Source organism: Microbispora siamensis (assembly GCF_016863095.1).
Taxonomy (GTDB): Bacteria; Actinomycetota; Actinomycetes; order Streptosporangiales; family Streptosporangiaceae; genus Microbispora; species Microbispora siamensis.
Genome location: NZ_BOOF01000006.1, coordinates 92,037 through 113,650 on the forward strand (window position 1 = coordinate 92,037; position 21,614 = coordinate 113,650).

At 70.2% G+C, this 21,614-nt stretch carries 23 protein-coding genes; 2 read left to right on the forward strand and 21 right to left on the reverse strand.

The features are described from left to right. Nucleotides 1–93 precede the first annotated feature (93 nt). Nucleotides 94–702, forward strand: a complete 609-nt coding sequence (locus tag Msi02_RS08935; protein WP_079320502.1) for a TetR/AcrR family transcriptional regulator — start codon at nucleotides 94–96, stop codon at nucleotides 700–702. 53 nt (nucleotides 703–755) lie between these two features. After that, nucleotides 756–1,346 (forward strand): cob(I)yrinic acid a,c-diamide adenosyltransferase, encoded by a 591-nt coding sequence (locus tag Msi02_RS08940; protein WP_204047906.1) that lies wholly within the window; start codon nucleotides 756–758, stop codon nucleotides 1,344–1,346. Between the two features lie 34 nt (nucleotides 1,347–1,380). On the opposite strand, the gene Msi02_RS08945 is transcribed toward Msi02_RS08940, so the two are convergent. The 21 genes from Msi02_RS08945 to rho form a co-directional block, all read right to left on the reverse strand. Then, nucleotides 1,381–1,779, reverse strand: coding sequence for a DUF2550 domain-containing protein (locus tag Msi02_RS08945; RefSeq protein ID WP_079320503.1), 399 nt, complete (start codon nucleotides 1,777–1,779; stop codon nucleotides 1,381–1,383). Between the two features lie 22 nt (nucleotides 1,780–1,801). Then, a complete protein-coding gene (locus Msi02_RS08950) occupies nucleotides 1,802–2,203 on the reverse strand; it encodes a F0F1 ATP synthase subunit epsilon (protein ID WP_079320504.1) in 402 nt (133 codons plus the stop codon). 71 nt (nucleotides 2,204–2,274) lie between these two features. Further along, the gene (gene atpD / locus Msi02_RS08955; RefSeq protein ID WP_204047907.1) at nucleotides 2,275–3,702 is read right to left on the reverse strand and encodes a F0F1 ATP synthase subunit beta; all 1,428 of its coding nucleotides are present in this window, start codon (nucleotides 3,700–3,702) and stop codon (nucleotides 2,275–2,277) included. Between the two features lies 1 nt (nucleotide 3,703). Next, the gene (locus Msi02_RS08960) at nucleotides 3,704–4,603 is read right to left on the reverse strand and encodes a F0F1 ATP synthase subunit gamma (protein WP_079320505.1); all 900 of its coding nucleotides are present in this window, start codon (nucleotides 4,601–4,603) and stop codon (nucleotides 3,704–3,706) included. 3 nt (nucleotides 4,604–4,606) lie between these two features. Continuing rightward, nucleotides 4,607–6,256, reverse strand: a complete 1,650-nt coding sequence (gene atpA, locus Msi02_RS08965; protein WP_079320506.1) for a F0F1 ATP synthase subunit alpha — start codon at nucleotides 6,254–6,256, stop codon at nucleotides 4,607–4,609. A gap of 24 nt (nucleotides 6,257–6,280) precedes the next feature. After that, nucleotides 6,281–7,090, reverse strand: coding sequence for a F0F1 ATP synthase subunit delta (locus Msi02_RS08970; RefSeq protein ID WP_204047908.1), 810 nt, complete (start codon nucleotides 7,088–7,090; stop codon nucleotides 6,281–6,283). Further along, a complete protein-coding gene (locus Msi02_RS08975; RefSeq protein WP_076434835.1) occupies nucleotides 7,090–7,635 on the reverse strand; it encodes a F0F1 ATP synthase subunit B in 546 nt (181 codons plus the stop codon). Before Msi02_RS08975 ends, Msi02_RS08970 begins: the two co-directional genes overlap by 1 nt. Before the next feature lie 29 nt (nucleotides 7,636–7,664). After that, a complete protein-coding gene (gene atpE / locus Msi02_RS08980) occupies nucleotides 7,665–7,886 on the reverse strand; it encodes an ATP synthase F0 subunit C (protein WP_079320508.1) in 222 nt (73 codons plus the stop codon). Nucleotides 7,887–7,969: 83 nt separating this feature from the next. Beyond that, nucleotides 7,970–8,758 carry a F0F1 ATP synthase subunit A gene (atpB, locus tag Msi02_RS08985; protein WP_079320509.1) on the reverse strand — a complete coding sequence of 263 codons (789 nt, stop codon included), beginning with the start codon at nucleotides 8,756–8,758 and terminating at the stop codon, nucleotides 7,970–7,972. Between the two features lie 132 nt (nucleotides 8,759–8,890). After that, the gene (locus Msi02_RS08990) at nucleotides 8,891–9,106 is read right to left on the reverse strand and encodes a hypothetical protein (RefSeq protein WP_079320510.1); all 216 of its coding nucleotides are present in this window, start codon (nucleotides 9,104–9,106) and stop codon (nucleotides 8,891–8,893) included. A 62-nt stretch (nucleotides 9,107–9,168) separates the two neighbouring features. Further along, nucleotides 9,169–9,591: a Cg1360 family ATP-synthase-associated protein gene (locus Msi02_RS08995; RefSeq protein ID WP_204047909.1), complete on the reverse strand. Its 423-nt coding sequence runs from the start codon at nucleotides 9,589–9,591 to the stop codon at nucleotides 9,169–9,171. Between the two features lie 146 nt (nucleotides 9,592–9,737). Continuing rightward, nucleotides 9,738–11,150 (reverse strand): MraY family glycosyltransferase, encoded by a 1,413-nt coding sequence (locus tag Msi02_RS09000; RefSeq protein WP_204047910.1) that lies wholly within the window; start codon nucleotides 11,148–11,150, stop codon nucleotides 9,738–9,740. A 63-nt stretch (nucleotides 11,151–11,213) separates the two neighbouring features. Further along, nucleotides 11,214–12,476 (reverse strand): serine hydroxymethyltransferase, encoded by a 1,263-nt coding sequence (gene glyA, locus Msi02_RS09005; protein WP_204047911.1) that lies wholly within the window; start codon nucleotides 12,474–12,476, stop codon nucleotides 11,214–11,216. A gap of 102 nt (nucleotides 12,477–12,578) precedes the next feature. Next, entirely contained in the window at nucleotides 12,579–12,968 is a 390-nt protein-coding gene (locus tag Msi02_RS09010) for a hypothetical protein (RefSeq protein WP_079317161.1), read from the reverse strand. Further along, nucleotides 12,965–13,150: a hypothetical protein gene (locus Msi02_RS09015; protein WP_204047912.1), complete on the reverse strand. Its 186-nt coding sequence runs from the start codon at nucleotides 13,148–13,150 to the stop codon at nucleotides 12,965–12,967. Before Msi02_RS09015 ends, Msi02_RS09010 begins: the two co-directional genes overlap by 4 nt. 3 nt (nucleotides 13,151–13,153) lie before the next feature. Further along, nucleotides 13,154–15,757 (reverse strand): hypothetical protein, encoded by a 2,604-nt coding sequence (locus tag Msi02_RS09020; RefSeq protein ID WP_204047913.1) that lies wholly within the window; start codon nucleotides 15,755–15,757, stop codon nucleotides 13,154–13,156. A gap of 144 nt (nucleotides 15,758–15,901) precedes the next feature. Further along, nucleotides 15,902–16,549, reverse strand: coding sequence for an L-threonylcarbamoyladenylate synthase (locus Msi02_RS09025; RefSeq protein ID WP_079317153.1), 648 nt, complete (start codon nucleotides 16,547–16,549; stop codon nucleotides 15,902–15,904). 66 nt (nucleotides 16,550–16,615) lie between these two features. Beyond that, nucleotides 16,616–17,470: a peptide chain release factor N(5)-glutamine methyltransferase gene (gene prmC, locus Msi02_RS09030; protein ID WP_079317151.1), complete on the reverse strand. Its 855-nt coding sequence runs from the start codon at nucleotides 17,468–17,470 to the stop codon at nucleotides 16,616–16,618. Between the two features lie 147 nt (nucleotides 17,471–17,617). Beyond that, the gene (prfA, locus tag Msi02_RS09035) at nucleotides 17,618–18,664 is read right to left on the reverse strand and encodes a peptide chain release factor 1 (protein WP_218671326.1); all 1,047 of its coding nucleotides are present in this window, start codon (nucleotides 18,662–18,664) and stop codon (nucleotides 17,618–17,620) included. A gap of 106 nt (nucleotides 18,665–18,770) precedes the next feature. Continuing rightward, nucleotides 18,771–18,989: a 50S ribosomal protein L31 gene (rpmE, locus tag Msi02_RS09040; protein ID WP_079317149.1), complete on the reverse strand. Its 219-nt coding sequence runs from the start codon at nucleotides 18,987–18,989 to the stop codon at nucleotides 18,771–18,773. Between the two features lie 246 nt (nucleotides 18,990–19,235). After that, nucleotides 19,236–21,206, reverse strand: a complete 1,971-nt coding sequence (rho, locus tag Msi02_RS09045; protein WP_204047914.1) for a transcription termination factor Rho — start codon at nucleotides 21,204–21,206, stop codon at nucleotides 19,236–19,238. Nucleotides 21,207–21,614: the final 408 nt, after the last annotated feature.

The following is a 21,614-nucleotide window of genomic DNA, read 5'->3' on the forward strand; positions in this document are numbered from 1 at the left end:
CTTCCACAAAAAGGATCTTGCGTTCATAATGGGGACTTCTGGGGGGACCATGACAGGGTGAGGTGAAAAGTGGCGGGACGGGACTATCGGGGGATGTCGGCTGCCGAAAGGCTTGCAGACAGGAGGGAAAGGCTCATATCGGCCGCATACACCTTGTTCGCCCAGCCCGGCTTCCACGCGACCACCATCGAGCGGCTGTGCGCGACCGCGCGCATCTCCAATCGCGCCTTCTACGAATGCTTCTCCAGCCGCGAGGACCTGATGCGCGCGGTTTACGAGCGGTGCATCGATGAGACCCTGTCGTCGGTCACCGAGGCCATCGACACGGCCCCGCCCACGCTCGACGACCGGATCGTCGCCGGCATCGCCGAATACATCCGCTTCGTCACCAAGGACGTGCGGCGCGCGCGTCTGATGCACCTGGAGGTACGGCGGGCGGGCAACGTGCTCAGCGGCGCCCGCCAGCAGGCGGTGGCCTCGTTCACCAAGGTCATAGAGTCCTCGGCGCGGGGCGCGGCCCGCATGCCTCCCCTCGACCTGCATCTGCTGGCGCTCGGCCTCATCGGCGCCATCACCGAGTTACTCATCGAATGGGTGATGAGCGAACCGTCCCCGCCGACGGAGCAACTGATCGAGACCGCCGTGTACATCTTCCGCCGCACCTTCACCTCCGACGGTCCCATGGCGGCCCCCGCCCAGTGACCTACGGCGGCCTCCACCCGGTGACACAGGGCGCGGCGACTACGCTGAGCGGCATGACCCGAGCCGACAACGACAAGCCGGTCGTCCTGTCCAAGATCTACACGAAGACGGGCGACGACGGCACGACCGCCCTGGGCGACATGAGCCGCACCCGCAAGACCGACCCCCGCCTGGCCGCCTACGCGGACGTGGAGGAGGCCAACGCCGCCATCGGCGTCGCTCTCGCCACCAATGGCCTGTCCGAGGACGTCACGGCCGTCCTGAGCCGGGTGCAGAACGAGTTGTTCGACGTCGGCGCCGACCTGTGCACCCCGGTCGTCGAAAACTCCGACTTCCCGCCGCTGCGGGTCGAGGAGCCGTACATCGCCTGGCTGGAGGAGCAGTGCGACCGGTTCAACGCGGAGCTGAAGCCGCTGCGCAGCTTCATCCTGCCCGGCGGCGCACCGGCCACCGCCTTCCTCCACCTCGCCCGCACGGTCGTACGGCGGGCCGAGCGGTCGGCCTGGGCGGCGCTGGAGGCCCACGACGACGTGAACCCCCTGACGGCCAAGTATCTGAACCGCCTGTCCGACCTGATGTTCATCCTCTGCCGCGTCGCCTCCGCCGGCGACGACATCCTCTGGAAGCCCGGCGCCACCCGCTGAGAGTGACCGAGGGGCGCGCCGGAGGCACGGCAATTTAAGCGGCGTCGAGGTGGGCGCTGGGCGGGGCGGACTCCAGCCAGGCGAGGAAGCCGGTGAGGGCGTCCTCGCTCATCGCCAGGGACAGCGGGCCGCGCTCGGCCGAGCAGACGACGGTCCAGTAGCCGGCGGGACCCTCACCCGTGCCGAGCATCCTCCGGCTGGAAACGGTGAGGCCGCGCCTCGCAATCGCGTGGCGCGGCCTCAGACCGAGTCCCAGGAACGGAATCCAGTGGAGCTCTCCCCCTGCGTAGCGGGCTACCCCGCTCTTCCAGCCCCCCTGGCCGTCCCGTACCCGGCAGACGATCGTTCCCCGGGCCCGTGCCAGGACGAAACCCCGGATGACGAGGAGCGCGGCCACGGCGAAGACGCCCGCGAGTATCCCAAGCGCCGCCACTAGCCGCCCTCCTCCTGCCGTGTCAGACCTCTTCGCCGGCCGCCCGCAGCCGGGCAGCCGCACGCTTGGCCTGCAGCCGTGCGTCCGCGTCCTCCTGGTCGGCCTCGATCGAGGCCTGGGCACGCTGCAGCGCGTCCTTGGCCCGCGCGACGTCGACCTCGGAGCCGAGCTCGGCCGCCTCCGCCAGGATCGACACGTCGTTGTCGGCGACGGAGATGAATCCGCCGTGCACCGCGGCCACGAGGTCGCCTTCGTCGCCGCGCTTGACGCGCAGCACCCCGCCCTCGACGAGGACACCGAGAACGGGAGCGTGGTTCGGCATAATACCGATCTCGCCGTCCACGGTCTTGGCAATGACCATGTCGGCCTCGCCCGTCCAGATCTCACGTTCCGGCGACACGACGCCCACGCGAAGCTTTGCCACTTCTCAGCTCCCTTTCGACGGACGCCTGTACGGTCCGGCCGGAGCCGTGCCGTACAGGCGTCGAAGGCGTCCTAGCGCTCGAGTTCCTTCGCCTTGGCGATGGCCTGCTCGATGCCGCCGACCATGAAGAAGGCCTGCTCGGGCAGGTGGTCGTACTCGCCGGCGCACAGGCCCTTGAACGAGGCGATGGTCTCGTCCAGCGGCACGAACTCGCCCGGCTGACCGGTGAACGCCTCGGCGGCGTACATCGGGTGGGACAGGAACCGCTCGATGCGGCGCGCCCGCTGAACGGTGACCTTGTCCTCTTCGGAGAGCTCGTCGATACCCAGGATGGCGATGATGTCCTGCAGCTCCTTGTACTTCTGCAGGATTCGCTTGGTCTCCTGGGCGACCGCGTAGTGCTCCTCACCGATGATCTGCGGGTCGAGGATCCGCGAGGAGGAGTCGAGCGGGTCCACCGCGGGGTAGATGCCCTTCTCCGAGATCGGCCGGGACAGAACGGTCTGCGCGTCGAGGTGCGCGAACGCGTTGTGCGGCGCCGGGTCGGTGATGTCGTCCGCAGGCACGTAGATCGCCTGCATGGAGGTGATCGAGTGACCGCGGGTGGAGGTGATGCGCTCCTGGAGCACGCCCATCTCGTCGGCGAGGGTCGGCTGGTAACCCACGGCGGACGGCATGCGGCCGAGCAGCGTGGACACCTCCGAACCCGCCTGGGTGAAGCGGAAGATGTTGTCGATGAACAGCAGCACGTCCTGCTTCTGCACGTCGCGGAAGTACTCCGCCATGGTCAGAGCGGACAGCGCCACCCGCAGACGGGTGCCCGGGGGCTCGTCCATCTGGCCGAAGACGAGCGCGGTGTCCTTGAGGACGTCCGCCTCCTCCATCTCCAGCCACAGGTCGTTGCCCTCACGGGTGCGCTCGCCGACGCCGGCGAACACCGAGGTGCCCGAGAACTTCAGCGCGACGCGGCGGATCATCTCCTGGATCAGAACGGTCTTGCCGACGCCCGCGCCGCCGAACAGACCGATCTTGCCGCCCTTCACGTACGGCGTGAGCAGGTCGATGACCTTGATGCCGGTGGGCAGCATCTCCGTACGGGCCTCGAGCTGGTCGAACGCCGGGGCCGGACGGTGGATCGGCCAGCGCTCGTTGACCTGGATGGTGGCCTTGTCCGCGTCGAGCGGCTCGCCCAGCGCGTTCCACACGTGGCCCTTGACCGCGTCGCCGACCGGCACCGAGATCGGCGCGCCGGTGTCGGTGACAGCCGCACCGCGGACCACGCCGTCGGTGGGCTGCATCGAGATGGCCCGGACGATGTTGTCGCCGAGGTGCTGTGCGACCTCCAGCGTCAGGGTCTTGGTCTCGCCACCGAGCTCGACGTCGACGGTGAGCGCGTTGTAGATGTCCGGCATGGCCTCGACGGGGAACTCCACGTCGACGACCGGACCGGTGACGCGGGCGACACGGCCCACGGTGGTCTCAACAGTCTGTGCGGTCATTTCACTCTTTCCCCGCTGCGGCGTCAGCCAGCGCGTTCGCGCCACCGACGATCTCGCTGATTTCCTGGGTGATCTCGGCCTGACGCGCCTGGTTCATCTGCTGGGTGAACACGCGGATGAGCTCGTTGGCGTTGTCGGTGGCCGACTTCATCGCGCGGCGCCGGGCGGCGTGCTCGGAGGCGGCCGACTGGAGCAGCGCGTTGTAGATGCGCGACTCGATGTAGCGCGGCAGCAGCGAGTCGAGCACGTCACCGGCCGTCGGCTCGAACTCGTAGTACGGCGGGATGCCCTCCGGGGGCGTCTCCGTCTCCTCGACCTCGAGCGGCAGGATCCGCTTGACGATCACGTTCTGCGTCAGCATCGAGACGAACCCGGTGTAGACGACGTGGATCTCGTCGATCCCGTCCTCCGCCTTGAACGCCGTGATGAGCGCGTCCGCGATCTCCTTGGCGTCGGCGTACGACGGGTTGTCGGAGAAGCCGTCCCACTCGCCGAACATCTCCCGGCCGCGGAAGCGGTGCCAGGTGAGGCCCTTGCGGCCCACCACGTACGGCTTCACGGTCAGGCCGCGCCCGGTCAGGTGGCCCTTCAGCGCCTCGGCCTCACGGAGGATGTTGGCGTTGTAGCCGCCGGCGAAGCCGCGGTCGCTGGTGACGATCAGGACGCCGGCCGTGGCCGGCTGCTCCTTGGCCACCGTGAGCGGGTGGTCGACGTTGGTCGTGTTCGACAGGACCGCCGACACCGCGTGGGTGATCTCCCGCTCGTACGGCACGGCCGCCTGCATCCGCTGCTGCGCCTTGACGATGCGCGACGAGGCGATCAGCTCCTGCGCACGGGTGATCTTCGCGGTGGACTTGACCGACTTGATCCGCCGCCGCAGCTGTCGAAGCTGGGCACCCATGGGTTACTTCGCCTCGGCCTTGCGAACGTGCTTGACGACCTTCTCCTGGCCGACCTCGCTGGCGTCCAGCGCCTCCACCGGCTCGTCGTTGACGAGCAGCTCGCCGCTGGAGGTGGTGAAGCCCTTCTTGAACTCCGTGATGGCGTCCTTGAGGGCGGTCACCGTGTCGTCCGTCAGCTCCTTGGTCTCGCGGATGCTGTCGAAGACGCCCTTCTGGGCGGTGCCGAGGTAGTCGAGGAACTCGGCCTCGAAGCGGCGGATGTCCTCCACCGGCACGTCGTCCAGCTCGCCGGTGGTGCCGGCCCACACCGAGACGACCTGCTTCTCGACCGGGAACGGGCTGTACTGCGGCTGCTTGAGCAGCTCGACCAGGCGGGCGCCGCGCTCCAGCTGGGCGCGGGAGGCCGCGTCCAGGTCGGAGGCGAAGGCCGCGAAGGCCTCCAGGTCACGGTACTGGGACAGCGACAGACGGAGCGTACCGGCCACCTTGCGCATGGCCTTGACCTGCGCGGAACCGCCGACTCGGGAGACCGAGACACCGACGTTGATCGCCGGGCGGACGCCGGCGTTGAACAGGTCGGTCTCCAGGAAGCACTGGCCGTCGGTGATGGAGATGACGTTGGTCGGGATGAAGGCCGACACGTCGTTGCCCTTGGTCTCGATGATCGGAAGGCCGGTCATCGAGCCGCCGCCCATGTCGTTGGAGAGCTTGGCGCAGCGCTCCAGCAGACGCGAGTGGAGGTAGAAGACGTCGCCGGGGAACGCCTCACGGCCCGGCGGACGACGCAGCAGCAGCGACACGGCGCGGTAGGCGTCGGCCTGCTTGGTCAGGTCGTCGAAGACGATCAGCACGTGCTTGCCCTGGTACATCCAGTGCTGGCCGATGGCAGAACCGGTGTACGGGGCGATGTACTTGTAGCCCGCGGGGTCGGAGGCCGGAGCGGCGACGATGGTGGTGTACTCCAGCGCGCCCGCCTCCTCGAGGCGGCCCCGCACCTGGGCGATCGTGGAGCCCTTCTGGCCGACGGCGACGTAGATGCAGCGAACCTGGCGGCTCGGGTCGCCGGAGAGCCAGTTCTCCTTCTGGTTGAGGATGGTGTCGACCGCGATCGCGGTCTTGCCGGTGCCGCGGTCACCGATGATCAGCTGGCGCTGCCCGCGGCCGATCGGCGTCATGGCGTCGATCGCCTTGAGGCCGGTCTGCAGCGGCTCCTTCACCGGCTGGCGCTGGACCACCGAGGGGGCCTGCAGCTCGAGGGCGCGGCGGCCCTCGGCGGCGATCGGGCCCTTGCCGTCGAGCGGGTTGCCCAGGGGGTCGACCACGCGGCCGAGGAAGTCGTCGCCGACCGGCACCGACAGGACCTCGCCGGTGCGGCGGACCTGCTGGCCCTCCTCGATGCCGCTGAAGTCGCCCAGGACGACCGCACCGATCTCGCGGACGTCGAGGTTCAGCGCCAGGCCGCGCGTGCCGTTCTCGAACTCGAGCAGCTCGTTCGCCATCGCCGAGGGAAGGCCGGAGACATGGGCGATGCCGTCCCCGGCGTCGACGACGGTCCCGATCTCCTCGCGCGCGGCACCTTCCGGCTCGTACGCCTGGACGAAGCGCTCAAGGGCGTCCCGGATCTCGTCCGGCCGGATCGTAAGCTCCGCCATCTCTTTCTTGTCTCCCTATTCGCCTCAGCCGGCCAACCGGCGGCGGACTTCTTCGATACGTCCGGCGATCGTGGTGTCGATGTAGTCGTCTCCGACTCTCACGGAGAACCCACCGAGCACCTCCGGGTCCACCTCGACGTTCAGGTGGACGTCTCGCCCGTAGGTGGCTCGCAGCCAGGCCGCGAGCCGCTGCTTCTGCTGCTGCGAGAGCGGCACCGCGCTGCGGACCACGCCCACCAGGCGCTCGCGCGCCCGCGCGACGATCCAGCCGAACTCCTCCAGCGCCGACTCCAGGCTACGTCCTCGCGGATGCACAACGGTCTGCGTGACGAGCCGGACGGTGGACGGAGCGGCCTTCCCGCCGAGCAGCGCGGCGAGCAGGTCGCGCTTGCGCTCGGCCGGGACCGCCGGGTCGCTGAGCGCGCGGCGCAGCTCCGGGTTGGCGGCGAGGATGCGGCCGAAGCGGAACAGCTCGTCCTCGACGTCGTCGAGGCGGCGCGCCGACTCGGCCTCGGCGGCCGCGGACATCACGCCGATGCGCTCCAGGGCGTCCGGCAGGTCGCCGGCCTTGGACCACTTGGCCCTGACCGCGGCGACCGCGATCTCCAGCGCGGCGTCGCCGACCTTGCCCTGCAGCAGGGAGCGCAGGACGCTCTCCTTCTGCTCGGCCGGGCGCGAGGGGTCGGAAAGACCCCGCCGCAGCCCGTGCTCGCGGTCGAAGAGGTCGGCGACGGCGAACAGCTCCTCGGCGAGGGCGCCGAGGTCGGCGGTCGCAGCGGCGGTGTTGAACCGCTCCTCGACCTCCGTGAGGGCGGTCCTGCTGAGGCCGCGCATCAGCGGACCGCCTCCGGACGGCCCTCGAGCTCCTCGAGGAACCGGTCCACGATGCGGCGCTGGCGGGCCTCGTCCTCGAGCGACTCGCCGACGATGCGGCTCGCCAGCTCGGTGGACAGACGCCCGATCTCACCGCGCAGCTGGGTGAACGCCTGCTGGCGGTCGGCCTCGATCTGCGCGTGGGCCGCCTCGATGATGCGCCGCGCCTCGGCCTGGGCCTCCTCGCGGAGCTCGGCCTTGATCGCGGCGCCCTGCTCGCGGGCCTCCTCGCGGAGGCGGGCCGCCTCCTGGCGGGCCTCCGCGAGCTGCGCCCGGTACTGCTCCAGAGTGCGCTGGGCTTCGGCCTGGGCGTCCTCGGCCTTCTTGATGCCGCCCTCGATAGCCTCGGTCCGCTCGGCCAGCGTCTTCTGGATGCGCGGGGTGAGGATCTTTCCGACGACGAGGAAGACGACGAGGAAGGCGAAGCTGCCGACGACCAGCTCGTAAGCGTGCGGAAGGAGGGGGCTCTCGCCCTCCGCAGCGAGGAACGTAGCTGCCAGAGTCATGGGTGCAGCCTTCCTTCAGAGTGGGTACGTCAGTAGATGAACGGCGCGACGAGGCCGATCAGGGCCAGCGCCTCGGTGAGAACGAAGCCGAGCAGCATGTTCTGGCGGATGAGGCCGTACGCCTCGGGCTGACGGGCGATGGCCTGCACGCCCTGGCCGAAGATGATGCCCACGCCGATGCCGGGGCCGATGGCGGCGAGGCCGTAACCGACAGCGCCAAGGTTGCCGGAGACTTCAGCGAGAACGCTCATTGCTGTTCTTCCTTTACTGGTCGGCCGGTGAGTGTCGCCTCACCGGTCTGGTCTACGTCGAAAGGTCGGGTCTGGAGGATCCGTCAGTGGTCGGCGTGCAGCGAGTTGCCGATGTACATGGCGGCCAGCATCGTGAACAGGAACGCCTGCAGGAACTGGATGAACATCTCGAAGCCGGTCATCGCGACCGTCATGATCACGCCGACGACACCGAGGCCCGCGCCGAGGGGAGTCAGCTTCTCGAAGAGGAACCAGAAGCCGACCATGCTGAAGAAGGCCAGGATGAGGTGGCCGGCGAACATGTTCGCGAAGAGTCGGACGGCGTGCGTGAACGGCGCGATGATCAGGTTCGACAGGAACTCGATCGGCGCGAGCAGCACGTAGATCGGCTTGGGCAGCCCGGGCGGGAACATCATGTTCTTGAAGTAGCCGCCGAGGCCCTGGTGCTTGATGCCCAGATAGATCTTGATCACGTAGATGGTGATCGCGAAGACGATGGGGAACGCGATGTGCGACGCGACCGGGATCTGGATCAGCGGGACGACGCCGAAGAAGTTCCACAGCAGGATCAGGAAGAACAGGCTGAGGAGCAGCGGCATCCACCGCTCGGCGTCCTTGCCCAGGAACGGGCGGGCCACCTGGTCACGGACGAACTGGTAGCCCATCTCGCCGACGTTCTGCATGCCCCGGGGCACGAGCTTGGGGTTGGCGAAGGCGCTCCACGCGAGAGCGCACACCACGATGGCGCCGAAGATCGCCATCAGCACCGGCTTGGTCAGCCAGTACGGCGCACCGTCGTAGAGCGGAGGGAAGTCGAAGATCGACGGTCCCGGCGCCTTGAAGTCGTCGGCGACGAGCATGAGGGGGGTCACCTGGCCACCTCGCGTACCTGCTCGGGGCGGAATGCCCGAAGCATGTGCTTGTTCGTCCGTTCGCTACGCTCGCGCACGGGCGTTCCCTTCAACGATTGGATCAACAGAAGAGCGTGGGAAGCGGGCCGGTTGTCAGCGGCCGTACTTCAGATAGACGAGGTAGGCAGCCAGCCCGACCCCGAGAATGACGCCTATGGGGATGAACGCATGCACGCCGGTCCACCAGCTCAGCAACCAGCCGAGGCCGCCCCATACCAGGATCCCGGACAGCAGATAGCTCGGGACCGACCAGGCGGCGTCGGCGAAGTCGCGGCCGTCGGTCTCGGGCCTGCGCTCCTGTTCGCTCATCGCGCCTTGACGATAGCAGGAGCCATGCGGACTAGTCATATCGGGCTGCCCCGTACGCGTGATCATCCGCGCCCCTGCCCGGGAACCTTCGCCTCGGGCTCCACGTAGAGCATCTTCAGTTTCATGAATCCGCGCATCTCACCGATGGTCCACGCGAGCGTGCAGCCGATGACGCTCAGCGCGAACACCCGGGAGTCGAACGCGGTGGTGCCCTCGAAGGCTTTGAGCATCGCCATGATCGCCAGCACCTTGACGACGTAACCCAGCACGGCGGCCGCCATCATCGCCATCGGCGAGACCCGACCGGCCCAGGAGACGACGACCAGACCGACGGTGAAGAAGGCGGCGACGAGAACGAGACCGATGCCGGCGCCCAACGCACCCTTGGCCCCGGTCGTGAACACCGCGACGAGCGCGGCGAGGAGACCGACGACCAAGGTCGGCACGGCGGCGCCCTTGAGAACGCGCACGTCGTTGGCCTGCAATGGGACTCCAGAATCGATTGTCAAACGAGCGATTGCTACCTGCTGGGGCGTCGTTGGCCTCGCCCCTTGCTAGTGAAAGCTATCACAAGCCCCGGAGTGCCACCTTTACCTGGCGTTTCGGGTCGGCGTCGACCTGCGGGGACGGTTCAGCGGAAGGTCCCGGTGTCGGCCCGGGGAGTGGTGGGGGGAACGTCCGGGGAACCCGGGCCGCCCTGGCCGGCGTAGGGATGCCGGCCCTGTGCCGGGAGCCTGCCGGGGACCGCCTGGCCGGGGGCGGGGGCGGTGGGGGCGGTGTGGCCGGGAGTGACGGGCGGGGCGGGCGGGGGGACGACGGGGAAGACGAGCGTGTCGTGCTCCGTCCCGCGTATGGCGGGGGCGGGGCGGGACGAGCGACTCCCGGGACGCGCACCCATCTTCTGGTCGCTCTTGTGGTCCTGCGTCGCGGTGCGGCGCGATCGCCACCGCGGCAGGCCCATGATCACCAGCACCGCCACCGCGAGCACGATCGTCAGGGGGAACACGATGAGCGGCACGCGGCCGATCGACAGGCCCACGATCGCGAAGGCGAACAGGAACGTCCACGCGTACATGATCAGGACGCTGCGCCGGTGGGAGTGGCCGATGTCGAGCATCCGGTGGTGCAGGTGGCCGCGATCGGGCGCGAAGGGCGACATCCCGGCCGATGTCCGCCGGACGACCGCCATGATCAGGTCGGCCAGCGGCAGCACCACGACCGCGATCGGCAGCACCAGCGGCAGGATCACCGGGAACCGGTTGATCTTGCCGACCACCGCGTCAGGCTCGACCGACGACAGACTCGTGATCAGCGAGGTGGCGAGCAGCAGACCGAGCAGCATGGCTCCGGTGTCGCCCATGAAGATCTTGGCGGGATTGAAGTTGTGCGGCAGGAAGCCCGCGCACATCCCGATGAGGATCGCCGCGATGGCGGCCGTCCCGTTGATCCGCGAACCGCTCGCGGTCTGCTGGAGCACGATCGAGTAGGCGAAGGTCGCCATCGCCGCGATCCCGACGATCCCCGCGGCCAGGCCGTCCAGCCCGTCCACGAAGTTCACCGCGTTGATCACGACGACCACGATCATGATGGTGAGGATCGTGTACAGGGTCCTGTCGAGGGCCTGGGAACCGCCCATCGACTGCGGCAGCGGGAGGAACTGCAGGTACACGCCGAAGTAGACGAGCAGCCCGCCCGCCGCGATCTGGCCGCCCAGCTTGACGAGCGCGTCCATGCCGAGCCAGTCGTCCAGGAAGCCGGTGACGACGATCAGGCCGCCGGCCGCGAGAAGGCCGATGACCGTCTGGCCCGTCTGGCCGCTGTCGAACGCGCCGCCGACGTACGGCAGCTTGCTCGCCACCAGCAGCGCCGCCGCCATCCCGCCGAACATCGCGAGCCCGCCCAGACGCGGAGTGGGCACCGTGTGCACGTCCCGCTCCCGCACCTCGGGCGCCGCACCGATGCGCAGCGCGAACGCCCTGACCGGCGGCACCAGCAGGTACGTCACCGCGGCCGCCACGAGCGCCAAGAGGAGATATTCGCGCACGGACCTAGTTTCCTGGATAGGCGGATCGGTTGTGACGGGCAAAAGACACAGATCGCCCTATCCCTAACGGGGATATGCCGGATGCGTCGCGGTCAGCCCCTTTACCCGTTCGAGGACCGACGTTATCGCACCTGGCTGCCGGATGGCCCGGACGACGAGAGACGCGATCTCCCTCATTTCCGCCGCGCCCATGCCCTGGGTGGTCGCGCAGAGCGTGCCGACCCTGATCCCGGAGGTCACGGTCGCGGGCGCCGGATCGTACGGGATCGCGTTGTGGTTGAGCAGGATGCCGGCCTCGGCGCAGCGCCGCTCCGCCTCCGCCCCGCTCACCCCTGTCCCGCGCAGGTCGACCAGCGCGAGGTGGGTGTCGGTGCCACCCGACACCGGGCGCAGCCCCTCGTCCGCCAGCCCCTCCGCCAGGGTCCTCCCGTTGTCCACCGCCGACGCGGCGTACGCCCGGAACTCGGGACGCAGCGCCTCGCCGAACGCCACCGCCTTGGCCGCGACGACGTGCATCAGCGGCCCACCCTGGGTGAAGGGGAACACCGCCCGGTCGATCCCCGACGCCAGTTCGTCTGTGCACAGCACGCCTCCCCCGCGCGGGCCGCGCAGCGACTTGTGGGTCGTGAAGGTCACGACGTCCGCGTACGGCACGGCCGACGGGATGGCTCCGCCGGCCATGAGGCCGATCTCGTGGGCGACGTCCGCCAGCAGCCAGGCTCCGGCCTCGTCGGCGATGGCGCGGAAGGCGGCGAAGTCGATCAGCCGGGGATACGCCGTGGCGCCGCAGACGATCACCCGGGGCCGGTGGCGCAGCGCCAGGTCCCTCACCTCGTCGTAGTCGATCGTCTCGGTGTCCCGCCGCACACCGTAGGAGACGACGTGGAACCACCTGCCGGAGAAGTTGACCTTGGATCCGTGGGTGATGTGGCCGCCGTGCTCCAGCGCGAGCGCCAGGACGCCGTCCCCCGGCTGCAGAAGGGCCGCGTACGCCGCCAGGATGGCCGTGGTGCCGCTGTAGGGCTGCACGTTGACATGGTCTGCCCCGAACAACCGCTTGGCCCGCTCTACGGCGATCTGCTCGGCGCGGTCCGCCACTTCGCAACCGCGGTAGTACCTGTGGCCCGGATAGCCCTCGGCGTACTTGTCGTTCAGCGTCGAGCCGAGCGCGGCGAGGACGGCGGGCGAGGACAGATTCTCGCTGGCGATGAGCTGGAGCCCGCCGCGCAGCCTGGCGACCTCGTCGAGCAGCACCTGGGCGACGTCCGGGTCCTGCGCGGCGAGCCGGGCGAAATCAGGCCCGTAGAACGGCTCCGAACTGTCCATGGAACCGGCTCACAATCCCGTGGCGGTCTTCGCTCCAAGAGTAGACCGCCCGCAGGCCGTCGCGCGGGCGTCGTCGCTGTTCAGGAGGTTGCCGAAGGGCGCTCAGGAGGTGAAGGCGTGCGGCGCGCCGGCCTTGCCCGGAATCCAGCGCGGCGTGTCCGCCGCCTGGTCGCTGATCGCCGTCAGCACCGCCTGGCGGTACATCCCGAGCCGGTTGCGCCATTCGGCCAGGTCCCGGACGTACCGCTCGGCGACCGGAGCGTCCCACACGTCCCTGCTCCGCGACATCTCGTACGGCTTGTCCAGCGACTTGGTGAGCTGGTCCATCAGCGGGACCACCTGCAGCCACAGGTCGACGAGCTTCTGGTACTCCGGGTTGAACACCCAGCCCGTCGGCTGCCCGCCGGGCGAGAGCAGGTCGGTGCTCGACGGCGCCGGCGGGGTCTCCCCCGGCTGCAGCGGAGTCGGCGCCGGCGGGTCGACATAACTCACGATCGCGCCTCCTGTGCGAAGCCGGCCAGCACGCCGGCGTTGGTCATCGCATCCCCTGCCTCGGGCACCCCGGCGACCCCGCCGATGTGCCTCACCTGCCTGGTCGCGACCGATCCGGCCGCCTCCGGGCGTCGCCGGGTTCCGGCCCGAGCCCGCACGAGCGGCGGGAACGTCGCTCGCACGCGTCACTTCTCCGGCTGCTGAATGATGACTTCGACGGCTTCGACGCGGCCGGCGGGCCCGTCGGGCTGGATCTTCCTGGCCACCCAGTCGCCCTTGCCCCACTCCCCTTCCGGGACGCCGACGTCCGGCATGTCCACGGGCTCGATGTCCCGATGGTGGTCCACCGGCATGCGCGGCACGGCCTCGTCGTCCGAGTGGCGCGCGGGGTAGCTGAGCACGTCCCCGGGCTGCGCCTCCGCGAGCGACCGGGGATCGGGAGCCGGAGCCTGGCCGGTGTCCCGCGTGCCCGCGTCATGCGTGTCCGCGCCGTATGAGCCATGACCGTGCGTCCCCGCACCGTGTGAGCGATAGCCGTCGGTTCCCGCGCCGTGCGTGGCCGTGCCGTGTGCGCCTGGGCCATTCGCGCCAGCGCCGTCCCGGACCGCCCCGTTCGCGCCCGTGGCGGCGTCGTTGTCGCACGCTCGCCCGCTCGTACCCGCCGCGCCGTCGGCTCTGTCGCTCACACCGGTCGTCCCGGTGTGGCCCGTCGCGCCGGTCGCGCCATCGCCACCGGCACCCGCCGTGCCCGCTGCCCCCGCCGTTCCGGCCGTGTGGGCCTCTCCGGCCGCCGTCGTCCCCACCGCGTGCAGGCTGCCGGTGACCGTACCGGTCGCACCCGCCGCATGCCCGGTGCCGGGGGCATCCACCGCCTGCAGGCTGCCGGTCACCGTGCCGGTCCCACCTGATGGCGCGGGCGGCGCATCGGCCGTGCCCGTGGCACCGGCCGTCCCCGCCGGGTGAGCCGTGCCGTTCGCCGCGTTTGTCCCAGCAGGCGCCGCGTCGGCCGCGCTCGCCGGGTGTGCCGTCACGGTGGCCGGAGGCGCCGCAGGCGCTGTACCGGCGGCACCGGCCGTAGCCGCCGGATGCGTGGTCCCGGTCGCCGCACCGCCTGCGGCCGTGTCGCCCGTGTACGCATGACCTCCGGCGCTCGCCGTCACCGCGCTGTGGCCGGCGGCAGTCCCTTGCACGGCGTTCGTGTTGCCCGCCGCGAGCAGATCACCGGAGAGGTTGTCGGCGGGGGTGCCGACATAGGCGCCCATGGGATCGCCGGGCGCGAGGCCGGGTTGCGGGGGCTGGTTCGCCGCCGGGTTCGTCGGCTCGGCGGGCGGCACCAACCCGGGCGGCCCGTCTGGGTGCGCACCGGTGACGGCCGCCGTCTGCGCGTCCGCGCCGGGCATGCCGATCGGCTGGGCGCCCTGCGGGGGCTGGTTCATCGGGGTGCTGACGACCTTGACACCGTCGACGACGGTCACCTGCCGGCCGGCGGGGTCGATGTCGTCCGGATGATCCTTGCCAGGCGTGTCGTAGAAAGAGGAGTCGCTTCCGGCCGTGGAAGGCTGCTCCCCCGCCGCTTTCGAATCGACCGGCGTGCCCTGCCCTGGGTTCTGGTCCTGCCCGTGGGCGACGCCCTGTTGCCCGCCGCCGTCGGACTGGCTCTGCGCGGCGCCCTGGCCGTCGCCGACCGGCTGCACGTGGCTCGTGCCCTGATCCCGGCCCACGACCTGATCGCCCACGACCTGATCGCCCCCGGCCGGCTGCCCCGGACCGGCAGGCTGGTTCTGGCCCGCGCCCTGACCCAGACCCTGGCCCACGCTCTGGCTGTCGCCGACCGGCTGACCCTGACCGGCGGGCTGGTGAACCTGGCCGGAACCGCCGCCGGTCGCGCCCGCGTCGCCGGTGCCGCCCACGTCGCCGTTGGGGCTCCCCGTCTGGCCCGCCCCGGAGCCGGTCCCCGCGCCGGTGTCACCGCTCGCACCGGTGGCCGCAGGCGTCCCCGTGCCCGTACCTGTGCCCGTACCGGTGGTGTCGGCGGGGTGGGCCGGACCGTGCGTCGAGGAGGGCATCTGGGCGAGGGAACCCTCGACGGTGCCGTAGGAGGGCTTGTCCGCGAGCTTTCCCTCGGCCACGCCGCGACCTCCGCCGTCGCCGTTCGCGCGGGTCGCGCCGTCGGCGGCGCTGTGCGCCCGGTGGGAGGTCTCGCCCTTCGCCGTGCCGGAATCGCCCGAGCCATGAGCGGGCGACGACGAGTGAGGGGCGTCCTGCCTGTCGTGGACCGCCTTCCCCTCGGCCCTGCCCTCGGACTTGCCGTCAGGCTTCGCATCCGCCTTGTCTCCGGACTTGTGGCCGGACTTGTGCTCGTCCGCCTTCGCGTCGGCCTTGTGATCGGACGTGCCGTCGCTCTTGTGATCGGCCTTGTGATCGGGTTTGGCGTCGCCCTTGGCGCCCTTGTCGTCCTGTGCGCCGGACTTCGGCGCCGGATCGTCCGCAGGCGCGGTGGTGTCCCTCTCCTCGGTGAAGGAGGCTCCGTGGGCCGTGGGAACCTTGCCCGGGCTCTGCTGTTTCTCCTTCTTCTCCAGCAGGGTCACCCGGTTCGTGACGTCCTTGACCATCGTCGAGCACGCGTCGGCGACCTGCGACGGCCGGTGGGTCACGTGCACGGAGACGCCGGCCGTACGCGTCAACTGGGTGACCCGGGCCTCGATGCCGTCCATCTGCCTCGCGGCGTGCTGAACCTCCGACAGCAACTCACGGACGAGCTTCGGATCCATCCCGTCGAGCTTGGCCATGGGCGCGCCTCCACAGAGATATCGGCGCACTTCACGGTAGCCGGGGTGGCATCAGTAAAGAAGCCCGATAGCCAGACGGCATCGATCGCCCTGATCAGAGGCCTGGCGACGTCTCACATCGCGAGACGTACGCCCGGATCGCGGTCACTCCTCGGTCGCGAGGTATCCCACCAGGCCGCGGATCTTGTCCACGGGGATCGCGCCCTTGCGCAGCACCCGGGGCACGGCGGTGGTCAGGTCGACGATCGTGGACGGCACGGTGTCCTCGCAGGGGCCGCCGTCGAGGTAGACGTCCACCGAGTCCCCGAGCTGCTCCTCGGCCTCGTCCACGGTGGTGGCCGGCGGGTTGCCGGCCCGGTTGGCGCTGGAGACCGCCATCGGGCCCGTCTCCTTGAGGAGGTCCAGCGCGACCGGGTGCAGCGGCATGCGGACGGCGACCGTTCCCTTGGCGTCGCCGAGGTCCCACGACAGCGAACGGTTGGCCCTGAGGATGAGCGTGAGCGGCCCGGGCCAGAAGGCGTCCACCAGGTCCTGTCCGTACGTCCCGAGGCTCTCCACGAGGGCGTTGGCGGCCCGCACGGTGCCCACGAGGACCGGCACCGGGATGTCCCTGCCCCGGCCCTTCGCCTCCAGCAGCGCGTTGACGGCGGAAGGAGTGAAGGCGTCGGCGCCGATCCCGTACACGGTGTCGGTGGGAAGCACCACGAGCTCACCCCGCCGTACCGCCGAGGTCGCCTCGGCCAGTCCGGTCATCCGCTCCGTCTGGTCGGCACAGTCAAACCGTCGGCTCACGAAGCCATCCTTCCACGTGTCCCGGCCGGCTCCGCCGCCGCGTGGCCGCCGAACGGGCCATTCGAATCAGTCCTGGGTCAGCCGGGCCGTGACGAACCTGTCCCGGCCGGTCAGGTCCTGACGCAACCGCACGTCGCGCCAGCCGTTCTCCTCGGCGAACAGCCAATAGACGGCGTTCCCCTGCTGGTCGGCGTGCTCGACCACGGCGAACCCGCCCGGCCGCAGCAGGCGCCGCGCCGTGCGCTCGACGGCCCTCACCTCGTCCAGCCCGTCCTCCCCCGACCCGTACAGGGCCCGCGAGGGATCGTAGTCGCGCACCTCGGGGTCACGCGGGATCGCTCCGGGCGGGATGTACGGGGGGTTGGAGATGACCAGGTCCACCTGGCCGTTCAGCTCCGGCAGGCAGTCGGCCAGATCCTCCGGATGCAAGGTGGTGCGGCCCTGGCCGTGTTCGAGGATGTTGCGCTTGGCCCAGCCGTACGCCACGGGGTCGATCTCGACGGCGTGCACCTGCGCCAGCGCGACCTCCTGCGCGATCGACAGCGCGATGGCCCCGGAACCGGTGCCGAGGTCGACCACGACGGGAGAGGCGACGTCCATCTCGCGCAGCCGGTCGATCGCCCAGCCGGCCACGACCTCGGTCTCCGGCCTGGGCACGAACACGCCCGGGCCCACCTCGAGGGAGAGGTAACGGAAGTACGCCCGGCCGGTGATGTGCTGCAGCGGCTCGCGTGCCTCGCGCCGGGCCACGCCCTCCCAGAACCGCGCGTCGAAGTCGGCGTCCTTGATCGTGTGCAGCTTGCCGCGCGGAACACCGTGCACGAAGGCCGCGATCTCCTCGGCGTCCGTTCGGGGTGACGGCACTCCCGCCTCGGCGAGCCGGGCGGTGGCGAGGGCGATTTCGTCGAGCAGGAAGGTCATGGTCTCTTACAGCACGGTCGTCGCGGCGTGGCCTGGGGAGCGTCGGTCATGGGCGGACGGGCCGCCGCCGGGACGGCCCACGGTCATTCGACGACCCACGTCCATCACCGCTTCTCCCATCGTCCCCTCATCAGGCTCGCCGCGGACTCACGAATGAGCGGCCAGCTTCTCCGCGAGTTCGGCGTCGAGCAAAGCCTGTATCACCGCATCGAGATCGCCGTCCAGGACTTGGTCCAGGTTGTAGGCCTTGAAGCCCACGCGGTGATCCGAAATGCGGTTCTCCGGGAAGTTGTAGGTGCGGATGCGCTCGGAGCGGTCGACCGTACGCACCTGTGACTTGCGCTCGGCCATCGCGGCCGCCTCGGCCTCCTCCTGCGCCATCACGAGCAGCCTGGCGCGCAGGATGCGCAGCGCCGACTCCTTGTTCTGGAGCTGGCTCTTCTCGTTCTGGCAGGAGACGACGACGCCGGTCGGCAGGTGGGTGATCCGCACGGCCGAGTCGGTGGTGTTGACGCTCTGGCCGCCGGGACCGCTGGAGCGGAACACGTCGATGCGCAGGTCGTTGGGGTCGATCTGGACGTCGACCTCCTCGGCCTCGGGATAAACGAGCACTCCGGCGGCCGAGGTGTGGATGCGGCCCTGCGACTCGGTCACCGGCACCCGCTGGACGCGGTGCACGCCGCCCTCGAACTTGAGCCGCGACCAGACGCCCTCCCGGCCCTTGATGGCGACGGTGACGTCCTTGTAGCCGCCGAGGTCGGAGTGCTGCGCGTCGATGATCTCGGTCTTGTAGCCGACCCGCTCGGCGTACCTGAGGTACATCCGCAGGAGGTCACCGGCGAACAGGGCCGACTCCTGGCCGCCCTCGCCCGCCTTGATCTCCATGATGACGTCCTTGTCGTCGTTGGGGTCGCGCGGGACCAGGAGACGGGTGAGCTTCTCCTCCAGCACCGGGACCCGGCCCTCCAGCTCGGCCGCCTCCTCCGCGAACGCCGGGTCCTCCGCCGCGAGCTCCCGCGCGGCCGCCAGGTCCTGCCGTACGCCTTCGAGCTCCCGGTAGGTCGCGACGATCGGCGTGAGCTCCGCGTAACGCTTGCCGTACGTCCGCGCCTTGCTCTGGTCGGCGTGCACGGCGGGGTCGGCGAGCCGCAGTTCCAGATCCGCGTACTCACTCATGATCTCGTCGAGGTTCACCGCACGCTCCTTTGCTCAAGCTCCTCGGTAAGGCCGTAATCACCAAGAACGCCGACCCGGAGACGCCCCAAGAAAGGGGCACCCCCGAGCCGGCGTCCTGGAGGAGCTACTTGCTCTGGGCCTTCTTGCCGAAGCGCGCCTCGAAGCGCGCCACCCGGCCACCGGTGTCGAGGATCTTCTGCTTGCCCGTGTAGAAGGGGTGGCAGGCGGAGCAGACGTCGGCGTGGATCACGCCGTTCTTCGCGGTGCTACGCGTGGTGAAGGTGTTCCCGCAGGTGCAGGTCACCTGGGTGACCACGTACTCCGGGTGGATGTCGGGCTTCATGTCTCAGTCCTTAACGCTAGGCGCGGTCGCCGGGTCGCTCCGTCTGTCACGGCCTGCGCGCATCGGCACACCTGTGATGCGCGGCGCGGGAACCGGTACCGCTGCGGTTCGGCTACCAGTGTGCCAGATCCTCCAACCATCCCAGGCCATGGGCTATTCCCGGGGCAGGCCGTTGGCCCCAGGGGGCGGCGGAGCACGCCGACGCCCCGGACGGCGCGGCCGTCCGGGGCGTCGGTCGGAAGGGCGTCAGTCGCGGTCGTTGCTGACCGTGGTCTTCTGCACCTGGAGCAGGAACTCGGCGTTGGACTTGGTCTCCTTCATCTTCTCGAGAAGGAGCTCCAGCGCCTGCTGCATGTCGAGGGCGTGGAGGACGCGGCGGAGCTTCCAGACGATGGACAGCTCCTCCTTGGCCATGAGGATCTCCTCCTTGCGGGTGCCGGACGCGTCCACGTCCACCGCGGGGAAGATGCGCTTGTCGGCGAGCGACCGGTTGAGCTTGAGCTCCATGTTGCCGGTGCCCTTGAACTCCTCGAAGATGACCTCGTCCATCTTGGAGCCGGTCTCGACGAGAGCCGTGGCGAGGATCGTCAGCGAGCCGCCGTTCTCGATGTTGCGGGCGGCGCCGAAGAACCGCTTCGGCGGGTAGAGCGCGGTCGAGTCGACACCACCGGACAGGATGCGGCCGCTCGCGGGCGCCGCGAGGTTGTACGCGCGCCCGAGACGGGTGATCGAGTCGAGCAGCACGACGACGTCGTGGCCCAGCTCCACCAGCCGCTTGGCCCGCTCGATGGCGAGCTCGGCGACGGTGGTGTGGTCCTCGGCCGGGCGGTCGAAGGTCGAGTGGATGACCTCGCCCTTGACCGACCGCTGCATGTCGGTGACCTCTTCCGGACGCTCGTCCACGAGGACGACCATCAGGTGGCACTCCGGGTTGTTGCGCGTGATCGCGTTGGCGATCGCCTGGAGCACCATGGTCTTGCCGGCCTTGGGCGGCGACACGATCAGGCCGCGCTGGCCCTTGCCGATCGGCGACACGAGGTCGATGATCCGCGTGGTCAGGACGTTCGGCTCGGTCTCCAGCCGCAGGCGCTCCTGCGGGTAGAGCGGCGTGAGCTTGTTGAAGTCGGGCCGCTGGCGGGCCTGCTCCGGGTCCATGCCGTTGACGGTGTCGAGGCGGACCAGGGCGTTGAACTTCTCGCGCCGCTCTCCGTCCCTCGGCTGCCGGACGGCGCCGGTGATGACGTCGCCCTTGCGCAGGCCGTTGCGGCGGATCTGGGCGAGCGAGACGTAGACGTCGTTCGCGCCCGGCAGGTAGCCGCTGGTCCGCACGAAGGCGTAGTTGTCGAGGATGTCCAGGATGCCGGCGATCGGGATCAGGACGTCGTCCTCGCCGATGACCGGCTCGTTGCTCTCGAAGCGGTCGCGCCCGCGGCGGCCGCGCTCGCGGAAGCGGCCACGGCGCCCGCGGCCGTCCTCGCCCTGCTGGTCGCCCTTGCCGTCGGCGCGGCTGTCCGTACGGCTGTCGCCGCGCCCGTCGGAGCGGCCGTCACGGCCGTCGGCGCGGTTGTCGCCGCGGCCCTGCTGGTCACGACGGCCCTGGCCGCCGTCCCCGGCGTCGGCGGCGCGCTGGTCGCCGCGCTGGTCGCCGCGGCCGTCGCGCTCGCGGCCCCTCTCGCCCCGCTCACCGCGCGTGCGGCGCTCGCGGCGGTCGCCGCGCTCGGGCCGCTCGGCGCGGGTCTCGGACTGGGCGGCCTCGGCCTGCGGCTCGGCGACGGCGGCGACGCCGTTCTGCGTGGCGTCGGCGGCCACGACGGGCGCTGCCTCGACCACGGGACGCTCCTCACGAGCCGCGACGACGGGCTCGGCAGCGGGCGTGGCGGCGGGCGCGGCCTCGGACGCGGGCGCCGCGGCGGCGCGGGAACGTTCCCGGCGGCCACGGGCGGGGCGCTCGGCGACGGCGGGCGCTTCGGCGGCGGCCTTCGGCTCGGCCGCGGCCTCTCCCGATCCGCCCTGCTTCTCCTGGATGGCCGCGATGAGCTGGCTCTTGCGCATCCGTCCGGTCCCCGTGATGCCGAGGCTGGTCGCCAGGGCCTGAAGCTCGGGGAGCACCATGCCAGCCAGGCCGGTGCCGGAGCGACGTCGCGGACGGGCCGGGGCGGAAGTGGGGGTGTCGCCGGCGGCCTGGCCGTCGGAGAGGAGTTCGGTGGTGTCGCTCAACTAAGGGTCCTTCCCAGGGGTCGGGCGCCAGAATCGTGCGTCCAGGCGTCCCGGTGATGCGACCCGGCGGGACAGACCGGGTCGGGCTTCGCGAATCTCATGTGTCGATGACCCTCGGGATTCGCGAGCGGTAGGTGCCCGGGGGCGATCCCCCGGATTGCCGCCACCGACCAGATGTCTTGGTGGTTCGAACGCGCATGTCTCCGAGAACGCCGCCTCCGGCCATGCCACCCGAGGGTGTGCCGACTGGAGGAAACGGTTTCGGGGAAATCGCCCTGCCCGCGTCGAAGGACGCGAGGCGAAGTGCAGCGATGTGCGAATGACAAGCACGCACCCAACACGGGGGCACCTGGTGCGGCTATCAGCCTAACATCACCAGCGCGCACAGCTATTCCCTGAAGGTCGAAG